Annotated in this window: 12 protein-coding genes; all 12 read left to right on the top strand. The window is 50.8% G+C overall.

The window, feature by feature from the left end:
- Window positions 1-13: 13 nt before the first annotated feature.
- On the top strand, window positions 14-1048 hold the full coding sequence (gene yesR, locus BSI_RS06875) for a rhamnogalacturonyl hydrolase YesR (RefSeq protein WP_003240020.1): 1035 nt from the start codon (window positions 14-16) through the stop codon (window positions 1046-1048).
- A 22-nt stretch (window positions 1049-1070) separates the two neighbouring features.
- A complete protein-coding gene (yesS, locus tag BSI_RS06880; protein ID WP_003240019.1) occupies window positions 1071-3356 on the top strand; it encodes a transcriptional regulator YesS in 2286 nt (761 codons plus the stop codon).
- Between the two features lie 13 nt (window positions 3357-3369).
- Complete coding sequence (gene rhgT / locus BSI_RS06885; protein WP_080030867.1) at window positions 3370-4068, top strand: rhamnogalacturonan acetylesterase; 699 nt, start codon at window positions 3370-3372, stop codon at window positions 4066-4068.
- Window positions 4061-4723: a YesU family protein gene (locus BSI_RS06890; protein ID WP_003240015.1), complete on the top strand. Its 663-nt coding sequence runs from the start codon at window positions 4061-4063 to the stop codon at window positions 4721-4723. Before rhgT ends, BSI_RS06890 begins: the two co-directional genes overlap by 8 nt.
- Window positions 4720-5346 (top strand): YesL family protein, encoded by a 627-nt coding sequence (locus BSI_RS06895; protein ID WP_003240013.1) that lies wholly within the window; start codon window positions 4720-4722, stop codon window positions 5344-5346. The genes BSI_RS06890 and BSI_RS06895 overlap by 4 nt, the downstream gene beginning before the upstream one ends.
- 138 nt (window positions 5347-5484) lie before the next feature.
- Window positions 5485-7329, top strand: coding sequence for a rhamnogalacturonan lyase (rhgW, locus tag BSI_RS06900; RefSeq protein ID WP_032732201.1), 1845 nt, complete (start codon window positions 5485-5487; stop codon window positions 7327-7329).
- Window positions 7330-7375: 46 nt separating this feature from the next.
- The gene (rhgX, locus tag BSI_RS06905) at window positions 7376-9214 is read left to right on the top strand and encodes a rhamnogalacturonan exolyase (RefSeq protein ID WP_050556895.1); all 1839 of its coding nucleotides are present in this window, start codon (window positions 7376-7378) and stop codon (window positions 9212-9214) included.
- A 165-nt stretch (window positions 9215-9379) separates the two neighbouring features.
- A complete protein-coding gene (locus tag BSI_RS06910) occupies window positions 9380-10033 on the top strand; it encodes a rhamnogalacturonan acetylesterase (RefSeq protein WP_003240008.1) in 654 nt (217 codons plus the stop codon).
- Between the two features lie 5 nt (window positions 10034-10038).
- Window positions 10039-12030 carry a beta-galactosidase YesZ gene (yesZ, locus tag BSI_RS06915; RefSeq protein WP_003240005.1) on the top strand — a complete coding sequence of 664 codons (1992 nt, stop codon included), beginning with the start codon at window positions 10039-10041 and terminating at the stop codon, window positions 12028-12030.
- Between the two features lie 48 nt (window positions 12031-12078).
- Window positions 12079-14652 carry an exo-rhamnogalacturonan lyase family protein gene (locus BSI_RS06920; RefSeq protein WP_003240003.1) on the top strand — a complete coding sequence of 858 codons (2574 nt, stop codon included), beginning with the start codon at window positions 12079-12081 and terminating at the stop codon, window positions 14650-14652.
- A gap of 121 nt (window positions 14653-14773) precedes the next feature.
- Window positions 14774-16282, top strand: coding sequence for an extracellular solute-binding protein (locus tag BSI_RS06925; RefSeq protein ID WP_003240001.1), 1509 nt, complete (start codon window positions 14774-14776; stop codon window positions 16280-16282).
- Between the two features lie 54 nt (window positions 16283-16336).
- A complete protein-coding gene (locus tag BSI_RS06930; RefSeq protein ID WP_003239999.1) occupies window positions 16337-17293 on the top strand; it encodes an ABC transporter permease in 957 nt (318 codons plus the stop codon).
- Window positions 17294-17298 lie beyond the last annotated feature (5 nt).

Raw genomic sequence — 17298 nt, 5'->3', positions numbered from 1 at the left:
AGGAGTGTTGCAGATGGCACAGCTTATTTTTGATGAAGAAAAGGTGACGTCCGTCATTGACCGGATCGTGAAACGGACATTTCAGATGGATTTTGCGTGGGATTGGCCGGGCGGCGTCGCGTTTTACGGCGTGGCGGAGGCTTATGAAGCGACGGAAAACGAAGAATATATCAATCTGCTAAAAACGTGGGTGGATGAACAGCTGGAGGATGGGCTGCCGCCGCTTTCGATCAACGGGGTTTCCATCGGGCATACGCTTTTGTTCCTCCACAAGGTGACGGGTGATCACGTGTATTTGGAAACAGCGGGCGAGATGGCGGAATATGTGCTGCATAAAGCACCGCGCTTCGGCGAGGGCATCCTTCAGCATACGGTGAATTCGGCTGAATATGTGTTTCCTGAGCAGGCATGGGCGGATACGCTGATGATGGCGGGGCTGTTTATGCTGAGAATCGGGCGGGTGATGGAGCGCGAGGATTATTTTGAAGACGGTCTGCGCCAGTTTCACGGACATGAAGACGTGCTTCAAGACCCTGTCACGAATTTGTACTACCACGCCTGGGACAACAAAGCGCAAAATCATCTTTCAGGGATTTATTGGGGCAGGGCGAATGGCTGGGCAGCACTCACGATGGCGAAGGCGCTCCCGCTCATTGAGGTGACACATCCCTCCTTTATGATCATCGACGGATCGCTCAGAGATCAGCTGAGTGCGCTCGTCCGGCTTCAGGATGAATCAGGGTTGTGGCATACCATTTTGGATGATCCGGATTCGTATCTCGAGGTGTCGGCATCGGCGGGCATTGCCTCTGCTCTGCTGTCGAGCGGAAAGCTCTATACAAAATACGTGCAGAAATCGCTTTCCGCCATTTTGGATGCGGTGGAAGAGGACGGCCGGGTCAGCAAGGTATCGGCCGGAACAGCCGTCATGAATAATGCCGACGGATACAAACAGGTGCCTTACAAACGAATACAAGGATGGGGACAGGGACTTGCGCTGACTTTTCTTGCTGATGTTTTGAGAACGAAAAAACGCGTGTATCAGTAAAGACGGCGGCGGGGGGAAAGGGATGAAAAAACAGCCTCAACAGAAGGAACGGGTTTCACGCTGGAAGGGAACGTATTTCAAAAGAAACTTTGTCTTCATTTTGCTGATTGCCTGTATTCCCGGATTGCTGACTGGCGGCGCTATCTACTTTCTTTCGATCGACAAGGTAGAGAAAGAGCTGCAGAAATCGCATGAAACACAGGTGGCGCGTGAAGTCAGCCGGATGGATGAGAAGCTTGGAGTGCTCGAGCTGACTCTCACCCAGATGGCATACGATTCTTCGCTGATGAACGGATTGGCCGAGAGGGATTTGGAGAAAGACTTTACGTTCTCCTATCAATTAACGAAAAAGCTGTTTCTTTTACGGGACCAGCAGCCGCTGATTGAGCAGGCTTCCATCTTTCTGAACAGCCCCCGGCCTCTTGTGCTGAGCCCCGAATACAGCGCTTTGACAGAACAGGAGGCACTTCGCAAGTATCGCCCGCTGCTTGCCTCAGACAACAGTATTTATTGGAACCGGTCGGGAAATCAGGCGATGCTGATCCAGCTCATTCCGGGCACGGCGGAGAAACCGTTTGGCGCGATCATGCTGGCGGTTGATCCGAAAGAAATGGAGTCGATTCTGCAAAGCTTGTCCCCTTATCCTGATGGCAGTGCGCTGCTTCTGGATCAAAATCGGAAGGTTCTATTTCATGAGGGAGAAAAAGATTTTCAAAAGACTTTAATTGAAGAGGTACAAAAACAGCCGGACGAGAAAGGCCATTTTCAGATGGAATGGGACGGCACGGTGTATTCCGTCTCCTTTGGGGAAATGAACCGAATGCATCAGAAGTGGACCTTTGTGTCAGCGGCGCCTCTTTCAGCCATTACAGCGCCGATGGTGTTTTTATCAAAAGTGATCATCGTGATGCTTGTCATTTGCATTATCTTAGCGGTGTGCATGACGTGGTATGCATCGAAAAAAATCTATCGTCCCATTCAGCAGTTGCTTGGCTTGTTTACCGGCGGAGAGAAGAAAACATGGCAGGCGTCCGGGCAGGATGAATTCAAGTGGATTGAAAAGAGATGGCATGATTTATCCCTTGAAAGCCGGAAGCTTCAAGAGCAGCTCCTACGGCAGACACCCCACATGAAAAAGAGTTTTTTACAGCACCTCTTGCAGGGCGATTTTTACTATGACAACGAGGAAAGCCTCAGATCGCGGATGGAGGAGGCAGGATGGAGCATCGGAGAAAACGTGTTTCATGTGCTTGATCTTCAGGTGACAGGCCTCCGCTCTGAAAAAAGCATCTTCCGTGAAGGGGATGAACAGCTCGCTGTATTTACCCTGACCAATCTGGCCGAGGAGCTTGCGGCAAAACGCTGTTTTCATCCCTCCATACTTGATATCGGCCGGCTTTCCGTCACCGTGCTTGTGATGAAAACAAACAGCTCTGATCTGAAGGAGTATGTAACGGAGCTGGCATGCCAATTTGGTGATGTCACCGGATTAAGCCTGACCGGAACGATGAGCAGGAAGGCGGAGCGTGTCACAGAGATCCCTGCTTTATTTCAAGATGTGAAAAGCGGCAAATCCCGCAGGCAGTTTGCCAACCGGCATCAGGTGATTGATTTGCAGGCAGACTTTCCTCAGGATGAGCAATCCGCCCCCTATTATCCTTTTGAGCTGGAAAAACAAATTGTTCAGGCTATCCGACTGGAAAGAAAACAGGAGGCCGAGGAACTGATTCGTGTATTTATGGAGGAACTGGCGGAAAAGGCGGCTATAGACAGGCATGTGCACTCCGCCCTGATTCAGCTGTTTTCCCGTATTCAGGAGGATATTTTGCATTCCGGGCTCAATCCGAGTGAACTGCTTCAGCATCGGGATCTGCTTCTTGACATTTCAGAACTGCGCGAACCCGGTGAAGCGGCGGCCTGGCTGATGGATGCTGTCGTAACGCCTTATCTTTCCAAGCTTGAGGGCAGAAAAAACCGACAGCAAAAGCAGCTGGCGGAACGTGTCATAGCCATGATTCACGAACAGTATATGTCGGATATTTCGCTGGAAAGCTGTGCCGATGCGCTCGGCATGAATTCATATACGTTAAGCAAGGCATTTAAGCAAGTAACCGGCATTAATTTTATTGATTATGTAACCCAAATCAGAATCGAAAAGGCGAAAGAACTGCTGGTGAATACAAATAAAAAAATTCATGATGTGTCAGAAGCAGTCGGCTACCGTAACAATTACTTCAATCGGATTTTTAAAAAACAGGTCGGCATGCCGCCGGGTGTCTTCAGGCAAATGTATCAGGAAACGCCTTGAAAGGAGAGAACATGTGATGGAGAAACCGATTCAAGTGTTTTTAGCGGGGGATTCCACCGTGAGTGACTGCCCGCCTCATGAAGCGCCGATGGCGGGGTGGGGGCAGGTATTCGGGCAATTGTTTTCTGAAGATGTGAAGGTGCACAATCACGCCAAAGGAGGAGCGAGCACCAATTCTTTTGTGGAGGAAGGAAGGCTTCAGTCGATTGCTGAGCGCATCACGCAAGGCGATTATTTGTTTATTCAATTCGGCCACAATGACCAGAAACCGCGCGGGACGAAGCCGTACTCCACGTTTCAGCAATTTCTCACCCTGTTTGCAGATACGGCACGCGAAAAGGGAGCGCATCCTGTGTTTATCACATCAGTGCAGCGCCGACGCTTCGATGAAAACGGGCGGATTGAGCATACGCTCGGCGAGTACCCTGATGCGATGAAAGCACTGGCGAAGGAGCTTGATGTGCCCGTGATTGATCTGCTTGCAAAAACAAAGGAGCTCTATGAAGCATACGGACCGGAGGAGTCGAAGCGATTGTTCGTTTGGTTTCAGCCGAATGAACATCCGAATTATCCGGACGGCATTGAGGACAATACGCATTTTTCGGAAGAAGGGGCAATGGAGGTTGCGAAGCTTGTGGCAGAAGGCATTGAAGAGCTCGGCCTTCCGCTGAAGGACCACCTTGTGAGCCGGGAGGGAAAAGAATATGTATAAGGAAGGCGCGTGCCTGTACCGCAATCCGCTCCGGTCAGTAAGCGATGTGAAGGACTGGCGGATGGAGGGAGGCGGACAGATCTCATTTGACGATCACCGCTTGCACCTGTCGCATGTTCAAGACGAAGCACATTTTGTCTTTTGGTGCCCCGAAACCTTTCCAGACGGCGTCATTGTGACGTGGGACTTCTCTCCGATTGAGCAGCCGGGACTGTGTATGCTGTTTTTTTCCGCTGCGGGGATTGGAGGCGAGGATTTGTTTGATCCGAGTCTCAAGAAAAGAACGGGAAAATACCCCGAATATCATTCGGGGGACATCAACGCGCTCCATCTGTCGTATTTCCGCAGAAAATACGCGGAGGAAAGAGCATTCCGCACTTGTAATTTAAGAAAAAGCCGCGGTTTCCACCTCGCCGCGATGGGAGCCGATCCGCTGCCTTCTCCAGACGACGCTGATTCTCCGTATCATATGAAGCTCATCAAAGACAAAGGTTATGTGCACTTTTCAATCAATGATCTGCCCATTCTTGAGTGGATGGACGACGGCAGTACGTATGGGCCTGTGTTAACGAAAGGGAAAATCGGATTCCGGCAGATGGCGCCCATGAAAGCGGCTTATCAAGATTTTGCTGTGTATCAAGCGGTGAGAAGATGAAGACGACGGTAACGGATGCGCTCTATGCGGGCTGCGAAGCGGTGGTGAAAATTGCGTGGCTCAACGGGCTGTGGCTGTTGTTTACGCTTTTGGGCGGCGTTCTTTTCGGCTGGGCGCCGAGCACAGCCGCGATGTGTGCCGTCATTCGGAAATGGCTGATGGGGCAGAAGGATGTCCCGGTGTTTCCGTTATTCCTCGCTATCTACAAAAAAGAGTTTCTCAAGGTCAATGCGATCGGATTGGCGTTTGTTGCTCTTTTGCTCATATTGTCCGCGAATTATCATTATTTTTCAGCCAGTACGGATTGGCTGTCCTTTACCGTGACGAGCTGCACGCTGCTTGCGGGTCTTTTGTATATCGTCGCATTGATGTATGTGTTTCCCCTTTATGTGCACTACCAGCTCCCGCTTCGCAAATATATTCCTCAAGCGCTGCTGTTTGGCGCCATGCGGCCGCTGACGACCGGCTGTATGCTGATCGGGTGCGGATTTGTCCTTTATTTGCTGTATACGCTCCCAGGCCTGATTCCATTTTACGGCCCATGTTTATTTGGGCTTGTGTCGATGTTTTTTGCTTTCAGAGGGTTTCAAAAGACAGAGGTCCAACACCGCCAAGCCGGGTAACAAAAAAATGACAATCGCGCAAAAAAGTGCAGTGTCCGAAAAAGGCAGATGCAAAAAAGTGAAATTGAAGACAGCTCCCGCAACGCATAAAATCCAATTTAAGTAAGCGCTTACAGATAAATGAGAAGGAGCTGTCTGATGATTACACGAAGGAAACTCATATGTACCGCTGTTACGTTGCTGGTCTTGTTGGTGATGGGAGCCTCTGTATGTCCTGTGAAAGCTGAAGGGGCAGCGCGGCAGATGGAAGCGCTGAACCGGGGGCTTGTGGCGGTCAAGACGGACGGCGGCATTTTTGTCAGCTGGCGGTTTCTTGGCACTGAAAACGCATCGGTTTCGTTCAATGTGTACAGAGACGGGCAAAAGCTGAATGCTGCGCCTGTCAAAACCACGAACTATGTGGATAAAAACGGATCGGCGGGCTCTGCGTATACGGTTCGGGCTATCGTAAACGGAACCGAACAGGCGGCTTCTGAAAAAGCCTCCGTATGGGCGCAGCCGTATCATTCTGTCCGGCTGGATAAACCGGCTGGCGGCACGACGCCAAAGGGTGAAGCTTACACCTACAGCGCCAATGACGCAAGTGTTGGCGATGTGGATGGAGACGGGCAATACGAGCTGATCCTGAAATGGGACCCGTCTAATTCAAAGGACAATTCACAGGATGGCTATACGGGTGACGTGCTGATTGACGCGTATAAACTGGACGGAACGAAATTATGGCGGATCAATCTCGGCAAAAACATCAGAGCGGGAGCGCATTACACCCAGTTTATGGTGTATGACCTTGATGGTGACGGAAAAGCGGAAGTGGCGATGAAAACGGCAGACGGGACAAAAGACGGCACGGGCAAAGTGATTGGAAATGCCAATGCTGATTACAGAAATGAACAGGGGCGTGTGCTTTCAGGCCCTGAATATCTCACTGTGTTTCAAGGTGCAACCGGGAAAGAGCTTGTCACCGCAAACTTTGAACCGGCGCGCGGCAATGTGTCGGATTGGGGAGACAGCTACGGCAACCGGGTTGATCGTTTTCTCGCCGGCATTGCCTACCTCGACGGACAGCGGCCGAGCTTGATCATGACTAGAGGGTATTATGCCAAAACCATGCTTGTCGCCTATAACTTCAGAGACGGAAAGCTGTCAAAGCTTTGGACGCTTGATTCTTCGAAGTCGGGAAATGAAGCGTTTGCCGGACAGGGGAATCACAACCTGAGCATCGCGGATGTTGACGGAGACGGTAAAGATGAGATCATTTTTGGCTCAATGGCTGTTGATCATGATGGCAAAGGCATGTACTCGACTGGCTTAGGCCACGGGGATGCCCTCCATACCGGGGATCTTGATCCGAGCCGGCCTGGTCTTGAGGTGTTTCAGGTGCATGAGGACAAAAACGCAAAATACGGCTTATCCTTCCGTGATGCGGCAACCGGAAAAATCCTTTGGGGCGTTTATGCCGGCAAGGATGTAGGCCGGGGGATGGCTGCTGATATTGACCCGCGTTACCCGGGACAGGAAGTATGGGCAAACGGTTCTCTTTACTCAGCGAAAGGAGTCAAAATCGGAAGCAGCGTTCCATCCTCGACCAACTTCGGCATCTGGTGGGACGGCGACTTGCTGCGGGAACAGCTGGACAGCAACCGAATCGATAAGTGGGATTATCAAAACGGCGTATCGAAAAATGTGCTGACTGCGTCAGGCGCGGCCGCCAACAACGGCACAAAAGCAACACCGGCACTTCAGGCTGATCTGCTCGGTGACTGGCGTGAGGAAGTTGTGTGGCGAACGGAGGACAGCAGTGCGCTCCGCATTTACACCACGACCATTCCGACTGAGCACAGGCTGTACACGCTGATGCACGATCCTGTGTACCGGCTTGGCATCGCCTGGCAAAATGTCGCGTATAATCAGCCGCCGCACACAAGCTTCTTTTTAGGGGACGGCATGGCGGAACAGCCAAAACCGAATATGTATACGCCTTAACAGAAAGGGGGGGAGGAACGGGCTGCCTGCAGCCCGTTCCCATCAAATGAAACCAAAAAAGAGGCAGATGGAATACTTGACCAGAGGTCTAATTGCGGTCAAGACAGAGCAGGGCGTGTTTGTCAGCTGGCGTTTTCTCGGAACGGATCATGAGACGACGGCTTTTCACCTTTATCGGGACGGAAAGCGGATCACCCGCGAGCCGATCGCGGACAGCACCAATTTTCTTGATCAAAACGGGACGGCGGACTCTGTTTATCAGGTGGCGGCCGTCAATAAAGGACGGGAAGAAAAGCTTTCCAAAGAAGCTCCCGTCTGGCGGGAAAATGTCCTAGAGGTTCCGCTTAACAAACCGGAAGGCGGTGTGACGCCGGATGGAAAGCCGTACACCTACAGCGCCAATGATGCCAGTGTCGGGGATGTGGACGGGGATGGAGAATATGAAATCATCCTGAAGTGGGACCCTTCCAATTCCAAAGACAACGCCCATAACGGATATACCGGGGAGGTTCTTATAGATGCCTATAAACTGGACGGCACCTTTTTGTGGCGCATTAACCTCGGCAGAAACATCAGAGCGGGCGCGCATTATACCCAGTTTATGGTTTATGACCTGGACGGTGACGGAAAAGCAGAAATCGCCATGAAAACAGCCGACGGCACAACAGACGGGAAAGGACACATCATCGGCGATGAGCATGCCGATTTTAGAAATGAACAGGGCAGAATCCTGTCCGGTCCGGAATATTTGACGGTGTTTAAAGGAGAAAACGGTGAAGCGCTCACGACCGTGGAATATGAACCGCCCCGCGGCAAGCTGGAGGACTGGGGAGACCGCTACGGAAACCGCATGGACCGTTTTCTCGCCGGAATCGCTTATTTGGATGGGGAACGGCCGAGCCTCGTGATGGCGCGCGGCTACTATACGAGAGCGGTGCTCGTGGCATACGATTTCAGAAACGGGAGGCTTAAAAAGCGCTGGCTATTTGACTCCAATCAGCCGGGTAATGAAGCGTACGCAGGGCAGGGCAACCACAGCTTGAGCGTGGCGGACGTTGACGGAGACGGGAAGGATGAAATCATTTACGGCGCCATGGTGGTCGATCATGACGGCACTGGCTTGTACACAACGGGGCTCGGACATGGAGACGCGATGCATGTAGGGGATCTGGATCCCTCCCGAAAAGGGCCTGAAGTGTTTCAGGTGCATGAGGATGCCACGAAGCCGTACGGACTGTCACTGCGAGATGCCGGAACCGGCGAGATATTATGGGGCGTCCATGCCGGGACAGATGTCGGCAGAGGCATGGCGGCTCATATCGACCCAAACTACAAAGGGTCGCTTGTCTGGGGAATTGATCCGCCGGGCAATGACGGAATGTCATACGGCCTTTTTACGAGCAAAGGAGAAAAAATCAGCGACAAAGCGCCTGCCTCAGCCAATTTCGCCATCTGGTGGGACGGCGACTTGGTCAGGGAACTGCTCGATCATGACTGGGACGGAACAATCGGCAGGCCAAAGATTGAAAAATGGGATGCTGAAAAGCGCTGTCTGAAGACGATTTTTCAGCCGGACGGCGTGCTGTCCAACAATGGCACGAAAGGAAACCCTGTTCTTCAGGCCAATCTGTTCGGAGACTGGCGGGAAGAAGTGATATGGAGAACGGAAGACAGCAGTGCACTTCGCATCTATACAACGACACATCTCACCCGCTACCGCTTTTACACGCTCATGCACGACCCGGTTTACAGGCTCGGCATCGCCTGGCAGAACACCGCCTACAACCAGCCGCCGCATACGAGCTTTTATCTCGGAACGGGGATGAAAAAACCGCCGAAGCCCGCTCTGTACATAGCGGGCGGCAAAGCGGAGGCGCCGCTATAGGAGGAACGTATGGTGGTATACAAAGCAAAAGCTGACTGCTTTGAAAGGATGGCTTATCAAAGGGCAAGACGAACAATGTTCAGGCGTTGCACTCACCGGTTTTTCAAGGGAAGGGCTACCATGATCGAAGCCATATGAAATGAAAAAAACGAGGGGGAATAAGAAGTGGCAAATAACATTTATCTTGCCGGAGATTCGACTGTTCAAACGTATGGAGACAGCACAAATCAAGGGGGCTGGGGACAGTTTCTCGGCTCACATCTGCCGGAGTATATTCAAGTGATTAACAGGGCGATCGGGGGAAGAAGCTCGAAAACATTTGTGGAAGAGGGCAGGCTTCAGGCGATCCTTGATGTGATCGAGCCGGATGACTGGCTGTTTGTGCAGATGGGTCATAATGACGCGTCGAAAAATAAGCCGGAGCGCTACACCGAGCCTTATACCACCTATAAACAATATTTAAAGCAGTATATCGCAGGTGCGCGAGAAAAAGGCGCCCATCCGCTTCTCATTACCCCCGTAGCCCGCTTTCATTACGAAAACGGCGCGTTTTTGAACGACTTTCCTGATTATTGCATTGCCATGAAGCAAACGGCTGATGAGGAGAATGTCCAGCTCATTGATCTGATGGAGAAAAGCCTCGCTTTCTTTACCGAAAAGGGAGAGGAAAAAGTGTATACCTATTTTATGGTTTCAGAAGGAATTAACGATTACACGCACTTTACAAAAAAGGGCGCAAATGAAATGGCGAAACTTGTGACAAAAGGCATAAAGGAGCTCGGCCTGCCATTGACAGAATCGATCATCAAAGAAGGGTGAAAAATGTGAGGAGAAAACTATATCACGGCGCTTGCTATTATCCGGAATTATGGGATGAGGAGACGATTCAGCAGGACATTGACATGATGTGTGAAGCTGGCATCAATGTGGTGCGGATCGGCGAATTTGCCTGGTCCGTCATGGAGCCGGAGGAAGGAAAAATTGACGTTGGTTTTTTCAAAGAGATCATCACCCGGCTGTATGAAAACGGCATCGAAACGATCATGTGCACGCCGACGCCAACACCGCCGATTTGGCTGTCGCACGGCAGTCCGGAGCGCATGCATGTAAACGAAAAAAGAGAGGTCATGGGGCATGGATCCCGTCAGCATGCTTGTACGAACAACCCGTATTTCCGAAAAAAAGCCGCCATCATCACCACAAGCATCGCCAAGGAGCTTGGCCAGCTCCCGGGACTGATCGGCTGGCAACTCGACAATGAGTTTAAATGCCATGTTGCTGAATGCATGTGTGAGACGTGCTTGCGCCTATGGCATGACTGGCTCAAAAATCGCTACGGCGTGATTGAGCGGTTAAACGAAGCATGGGGAACCGATGTGTGGAGCGAAACCTACCAGACATTTGAGCAGGTGCCGCAGCCGGGGCCAGCCCCGTTTCTGCATCACGCCTCACTAAGCACAATGTATCAGCTGTTTTCGATGGAGATGATCGCTTTATTTGCCGATGAACAGGCCAAAATCATCCGCTGCTATTCGGATGCGCCGATCACGCATAACGGCTCTGTCATGTTCAGTGTGGACAATGAGCGGATGTTTCGGAGTCTCGATTTTGCCTCCTATGATACGTACGCTTCTCAGGAAAACGCCTCTGCCTTCTTATTGAACTGTGATTTATGGAGAAATTTGAAACAAGGGCGCCCGTTTTGGATATTGGAAACGAGTCCGACATATGCTGCCTCGCTCGAAAGCTCCGCTTTCCCGCACGCCGACGGGTATTTGCAGGCTGAAGCTGTATCCTCCTACGCCTTAGGAAGCGAGGGCTTTTGCTATTGGCTGTGGCGCCAGCAGCGTTCAGGCAGTGAGATTTCACACGGTTCTGTTCTGAGCGCCTGGGGCGAGCCCACAGTCGGCTACCGAAATGTGCTGGCGGTCGAGCGGGCAAGAAAGGAAATCGAACCGGTCATTCTATCGACTGAACCCGTTCAAGCCGAGGCAGCGATGACTTATTCCGACAGAGCAAAAGCATTTATCAAAACTGAACCTCACCGGGGACTCCAGCACCGTTCGCTAGTGACGCACTTTTATGAACGCATTCTTAACACGGGGATTCACCGTGACCTCATTCCGAAAGGCGTTCCGCTGGACGGCTACCGCTTGCTGTTTACGCCATTTGTGCCGTATCTGTCTGCTGAATTTATCAACAAAGCTTCGGCATTCGCTGAAGCGGGCGGCATCTGGATCGCCGGTCCGCTGACAGGAGGACGCACAAGCGAACATACCATTCATACCGATTGCGGGCTTGGAGAACTTGAGAAAACAGCCGGGATCAAAACGCTGTTTACCTTTCCAATGAACGAGGACATGAATACAGGAAAAGCATTTGGCATCACGGCGCCGCTCGGGCTGTGGAGCGCGGTGTTTGATACAAAGAACGGAAACACCCTCGGCACGGTTGAATCAGGACCGGGAGCAGGCCATGCTTTTCTGACAGAACAGAAGTACGGCAAAGGGAAAATCGTCATGCTCGGCTCGCTTCCATCCGGGAAAGAAGGGGATGCAATGCTGGAAGCGCTCGTCAGGCATTACGCGGCTGAAGCAGCCATTTCTGTCCGGTCGGATGTTACACCCGGCACGATCGTTGCCCCGCGCAAAGGCGATAACGGCCTTGTGTGGATCATCATCAATATGGATGGAAAAGGCGGAAGCGTGACACTGCCGGAAGCGGGAACGGATCTGTTGACAAACCGTTCGGCGAAAGCGGGAAGGCTGGCGGTCGGACCGCATGAATACCGTGTGATTCAGTTTGACAAATCGTAGCTGATTCTTTGCATCGAATCAGCTTTTTTCTATGGAGGGAGAGGACCGATGAAAAAGATCAAATGGTTATCAGAACAGCCAAAGGTGACAAGCGGTGTAACGTGGGGCGTGCCATGGAAAAAAGGAGAATTGAAAAAAGGAGATCGACTGGCGCTTGTAAATGAAAATGCGGTAAGCCGATATGTGCAAAGCGAACCGTCGGCCTATTGGCCGGACGGGAGCATCAAGTGGACGAAGCACGCGGCGGTGTTCAGCGGACAGGCAAACCAAAGCTTTACAGTGCAAAAAGGAGAAGCCCCGCAGCCAACCGAATCGCTCAGCATCAATGAGTCAGAGCATCACATCCAAGTCGATACAGGAATGCTCATCTGTACCATCCATAAAACAGGCTCCGACTTCATTCAATCATTGCAGACTAACGGAAAGCCGATCGCCGCAGGCGGGAGGCTCGTTGCCATAAGAGAAACGAGAAAAGAGACGGCGGCGGAAACGGCTCTTTTTCATGAAACGTCTGTCAGTCTCATCAAACGTGCGGCAATTGAGAAGAGCGGCCCTATCAAAGCGGTGGTCAAGATAGAGGGCGTGCATATTCTCCAAAAAACAAATGAGGAGTGGCTGCCGTTTGTCATCCGATTGACGTTTTATGCTGGACTGTCTGAAATCGGCATCGTACACACGCAGCTGATTGACAGGAATGGGAAACAAGATTTCATTAAGGGGCTCGGCATAGTGTTTGACCTTTTTCTGGAAGGGGAGCCGTACAACCGACATTTCCGTTTTGCGGGAGACAAAGGGATGTACAAAGAACCCGCCCAGCTATTTGGCACACGTAAATTTAGTGAACGGTATCCGCTTTATCAAAAACAAATCAATGGCGAAATACTGTCTCCAAGTGAAGAGCACAAGGAATGGTTTGCGCACGGCACACAGAATGCGATTTGGAACGATGTCAAGCTTGTTCAGGATTCCAGCGATCATTACAGCCTGTCAAAACGGACCGGAAAAGATTATGCGTGGGTCGGCATGCTGCATGGCAGCCGGGCGAAGGGGCTCTGCTATGCGGGCGGCGAAAATGGCGGCATAGCACTCGGTCTGCGGTATTTTTTTGAGAAATATCCGTCAGCGCTGGAAATTACAGGTCTTGCCGGCAGCCATCCCAAAATGACTGTCTGGCTTTGGCCCCCGGATGGAGAGACAATGGATTTGCGGCATTATACAGGAAACACCTATGTGGTCAGCGCGTATGAGGGCTTTGATGAAATGCGCTCTGACCCGACCGGTATTGCCAATACAAATGAAATCAGCCTGTCGTGCTTTTCTCGCACACCGTCTGACGATGTTCTCAATACGCTCGCTGACAAATGGCAGGCGCCTCCGCTGCTTGTATGCGAGCCAGACGTCTATTACGAATCAAAGGCGCTGGGGGTTTGGAGTGTCATTGACACATCCCATCCGCTTAAAAAAGAACTGGAAGAACAGCTTGACGCCGCCTTTCTATTTTACAAAAAGGAAGTAGAGCAGCGCAGATGGTACGGGTTTTGGCATTATGGCGACGTCATGCATACGTATGACCCGATCCGGCATATGTGGCGGTATGATCTCGGCGGGTACGCATGGCAAAATAATGAGCTCGTTCCGACCTTATGGCTGTGGCAGGCGTTTTTCCGCTCTGGCAGAGAGGATATCTTCCGTATGGCAGAAGCCATGACCCGCCACACGAGCGAAACGGATAGCTTTCATCTCGGGGAATACGCAGGGCTTGGCTCACGGCATAATGTTGTGCACTGGGGATGCGGCTGCAAGGAAGCAAGGATCAGCATGGCTGGGCTTTATAAATTTTATTATTATCTGACGGGAGATGAGCGGACGGGAGATCTTTTGACAGAAGTGAAGGACGCCGATTACGCCCTCGTCAAAACCGATCCGATGCGTGCTTTTTACGAAAAAGGCAAGTACCCGACCCACGCGAGAACAGGACCGGACTGGGCGGCGTTTTGCTCGAACTGGCTGACTGAATGGGAGCGTACCAGAAATCCAGATTATCTTAAGAAAATCCAAACGGGTATCAGCTGCCTGAAGCGGCTGCCGCTCCGCTTATTATCCGGCCCGACATTTGAATATGATCCGGCGACCTCGATGCTTCATCACATAGGAGACGGCATAGCGGGCGGATATCATATGATCATTGCCTTCGGCGCGCCGCAAGTGTGGATGGAGCTGGCTGAGCTTCTTCATGACCGGGAATGGGAGGAAATGCTGAGTGAATTCGGCGAATTTTACACACTCAGTGATGAAGAAAAACGGAAAAAAAGCGGAGGCGCGCTTCATGACAGGCATTTTCACTGGCCGATGTTTGCCGCTGCCATGACTGCCTACGCCGCAAGAAACAAACAAGATTCTCATCTCGCTGCCAAAGCGTGGAATCTTTTGCTTGATGATAAGCTGAGCCATACGCCGCTTCCGATCAAACCGGAGCGCATCGAAACATGGACGGAGCTGGAGGAGCTCCCGTGGGTGACAACGAACACCGTCTCTCAATGGTGTTTGAACGTCATAGCAGCGCTGGAACTGATCGGGGATTCCCTTCCGGCAAAAAAAGATACATCCGGCAAAAAAGGATAACAGCCGGAATTTCATAGGAGAAATGGTGCAAAAAATGAAGATTGCAAGAATTTATGTAAGCGCTTTATATTGGGAGGGGCAAAGGGGAAATGCAAAATGAAAAAAGGGGGACTTACGCATCATGAAAAATAGAATGCGAAAAAAATGGCTGGCCTTGCCGCTCGCTGCCATGATGATCGCCGGATGCAGCAATTCGGAAACATCCAGTTCAGCAGGCGGTTCGAAAGACACGATCAAAATTATGGCGCCGCTCTTATCGCCGGAAAGCCCGAGTGAAAAGAGCCCTTCGTTAAAAGCGCTCGAAAAATACACAGGCAAAGATATTAAGGTCACATGGGTGCCTGATTCATCCTACAACGACAAATTCAACATCGTCATGGCTTCCGGAGAGATGCCTCATGCCATTGTGATTAAAGATAAATCAGCGGGCTTTATCAAGTCCGTCAAAGCGGGGGCATTTTGGGAGCTGTCTCCTTATTTGAAAGACTACAAGAATATAAGCCAGGCAGATGAAAAGATTTTGAAGAACAGCTCGGTGAACGGTGAGGTGTACGGAATCTACAGAACGAGGGACCTGATCAGAGCGTGTATGATCATCAGAACCGACTGGCTTAAAAACGTCGGTCTGGATATGCCGGAAACGATTGATGATTTTTATGAAGTGCTGAAAGCCTTTAAGGAAAAAGATCCTGACGGAAACGGAAAGGATGATACGTACGGCATGGTCGTGCCGAAATGGATGGGGCTCGGCAACGGAAGCCCGTGGGATGTTCTGCAAATCTGGTTCGGCGCTCCGAACCGCTACGGCGTTGAAAACGGAAAGCTGATTCCTGATTTTACAACGAAGGAATACATGGAGGCGCTCACTTTTTTTAAAAAGCTTTATGATGAAGGCTTAATCAATAAGGACTTTGCGGTCATGGATTCAGCGAAGTGGAACGATCCGGTTGTGAAAGGAAAAGCGGGTGTCATCGTTGATACAGGCTCCAGAGCGTCTCAAATCCAAAGCGCGATGGAGGAGGCGGATGAGTCGAACAAGGATATCATTGATATCGTCGGCTCGCTTGAGGGACCGAATGGCAAGCGCACCTTCCCGACATCCGGTTATTCAGGCATGATCGCGATACCAAAATCAAGCGTCAAAACCGAAAAAGAGCTGAAAGAGGTGCTGTCCTTCCTCGATAAGATGAATGATAAGGAAGCGCAGATTCTCACGAACAACGGCGTGGAGGGCCGCAATTACGAGCTCAAGGACGGCGTATTCACCTCACTTGAAAAAAACAACAAATCACTCCTCTATGAGCATGAAGGCTTGGCGCAGTTCAGCATGTCGATTCCGAAAAGCGAGTATTACATCGAAGACCAGAAAACAAAGCTCTTCCAGCATCGCAAGGACATTATAACTGAAGGAGAAAAAATAGCCGTCTTTAACCCGGCTGAGTCGCTTGTATCTGATGTCTATACCCAAAAAGGAGCCCAGCTTGACAACATCATTCTCGACGCGAGAACACAATTTATCATTGGAGAAATTGATGAAAAAGGATTCGAGGATGCGGTGGAGCTTTGGAAAAACAGCGGCGGCAATGAACTGATGAAGGACTTGAACAAATTGTATCAATCATCAAAATAAACCGATGCGCCTGCCGTTCGGCGGGCGCCCCGGTATCACGAAAGGAGAACAGATATGGAAACAGTGCCGAAGAAGGGTAATGCACCTGTTCTCACTGCTGGAAAAGGCATCAGCTGGATGGCTGCACTCAAACGGGACAAATGGCTTTATCTACTTCTTATTCCCGGTCTGCTTTATTTTTTGATATTCAAATACTTGCCGATGTGGGGCGTGCTGATTGCATTTAAGGATTATTCTCCATATCTCGGCTTCTGGAAAAGCGAATGGGTCGGCTTTGATTATTTCAAAGACTTTTTTATGAATCCGGATTTTTTTCGGCTGCTGCGCAACACGCTCATGCTGGCGAGCCTGGATCTTTTGTTTGCCTTTCCTGCACCGCTCATTTTGGCCTTGCTTTTGAATGAGCTGAGAAAGGCCGTGTATAAAAGATGCATCCAAACCTTTATTTACGTGCCCCATTTTGTTTCATGGACAATTGTGGTCAGCATCACCTTTGTTTTCTTTACTGTGGATACCGGTGTGATCAACAAAATGGTCATGAGCCTGACAGGTGAGCAGATTTCCTTCTTATCAGACGCGGACTGGTTCCGGCCGATGATCGTGATGCAAAGCATCTGGAAGGAGACAGGCTGGGGAACGATTTTATTTTTGGCCGCGCTGGCGACGGTTGATCAGGAGCAGTATGAAGCCGCCATTATGGACGGAGCGGGCCGGTTCAGAAGAATGTGGCATATTACGCTGCCGGCAATCAGAAGCACCATTATCGTTTTGTTGATTTTAAGAATCGGCAGCTTTTTGAATCTCGGCTTTGAACAGGTGTATTTGATGACGAACTCGCTCAACCGCAGTGTGGCCGACATTTTTGACACGTACGTGTACATGATGGGGATTACCCAAGGCGCGTACAGCTACAGTACAGCAGTCGGTCTGTTTAAATCGGTTGTCGGGATTATCTTGATTTTCGGCGCCAATTACATTGCGAAAAAGTTTGATCAGGAAGGATTGTTTTAGAGGAG

The organism is Bacillus inaquosorum KCTC 13429 (assembly GCF_000332645.1).
GTDB lineage: Bacteria > Bacillota > Bacilli > Bacillales > Bacillaceae > Bacillus > Bacillus inaquosorum.
The sequence above is the reverse complement of the archived record's forward strand: the minus strand, read 5'-3'. Positions and strand labels throughout refer to the sequence as shown.

Excerpts from the sequence above, each read along its gene's own strand:
- yesR (WP_003240020.1), top strand. The coding sequence starts at position 14 with ATGGCACAGCTTATTTTTGATGAAGAAAAGGTGACGTCCGTCATTGAC.
- yesS (WP_003240019.1), top strand. The coding sequence starts at position 1,071 with ATGAAAAAACAGCCTCAACAGAAGGAACGGGTTTCACGCTGGAAGGGA.
- BSI_RS06890 (WP_003240015.1), top strand. The coding sequence starts at position 4,061 with ATGTATAAGGAAGGCGCGTGCCTGTACCGCAATCCGCTCCGGTCAGTA.
- BSI_RS06895 (WP_003240013.1), top strand. The coding sequence starts at position 4,720 with ATGAAGACGACGGTAACGGATGCGCTCTATGCGGGCTGCGAAGCGGTG.
- rhgW (WP_032732201.1), top strand. The coding sequence starts at position 5,485 with ATGATTACACGAAGGAAACTCATATGTACCGCTGTTACGTTGCTGGTC.
- rhgX (WP_050556895.1), top strand. The coding sequence starts at position 7,376 with ATGAAACCAAAAAAGAGGCAGATGGAATACTTGACCAGAGGTCTAATT.
- BSI_RS06920 (WP_003240003.1), top strand. The coding sequence starts at position 12,079 with ATGAAAAAGATCAAATGGTTATCAGAACAGCCAAAGGTGACAAGCGGT.
- BSI_RS06925 (WP_003240001.1), top strand. The coding sequence starts at position 14,774 with ATGAAAAATAGAATGCGAAAAAAATGGCTGGCCTTGCCGCTCGCTGCC.
- BSI_RS06930 (WP_003239999.1), top strand. The coding sequence starts at position 16,337 with ATGGAAACAGTGCCGAAGAAGGGTAATGCACCTGTTCTCACTGCTGGA.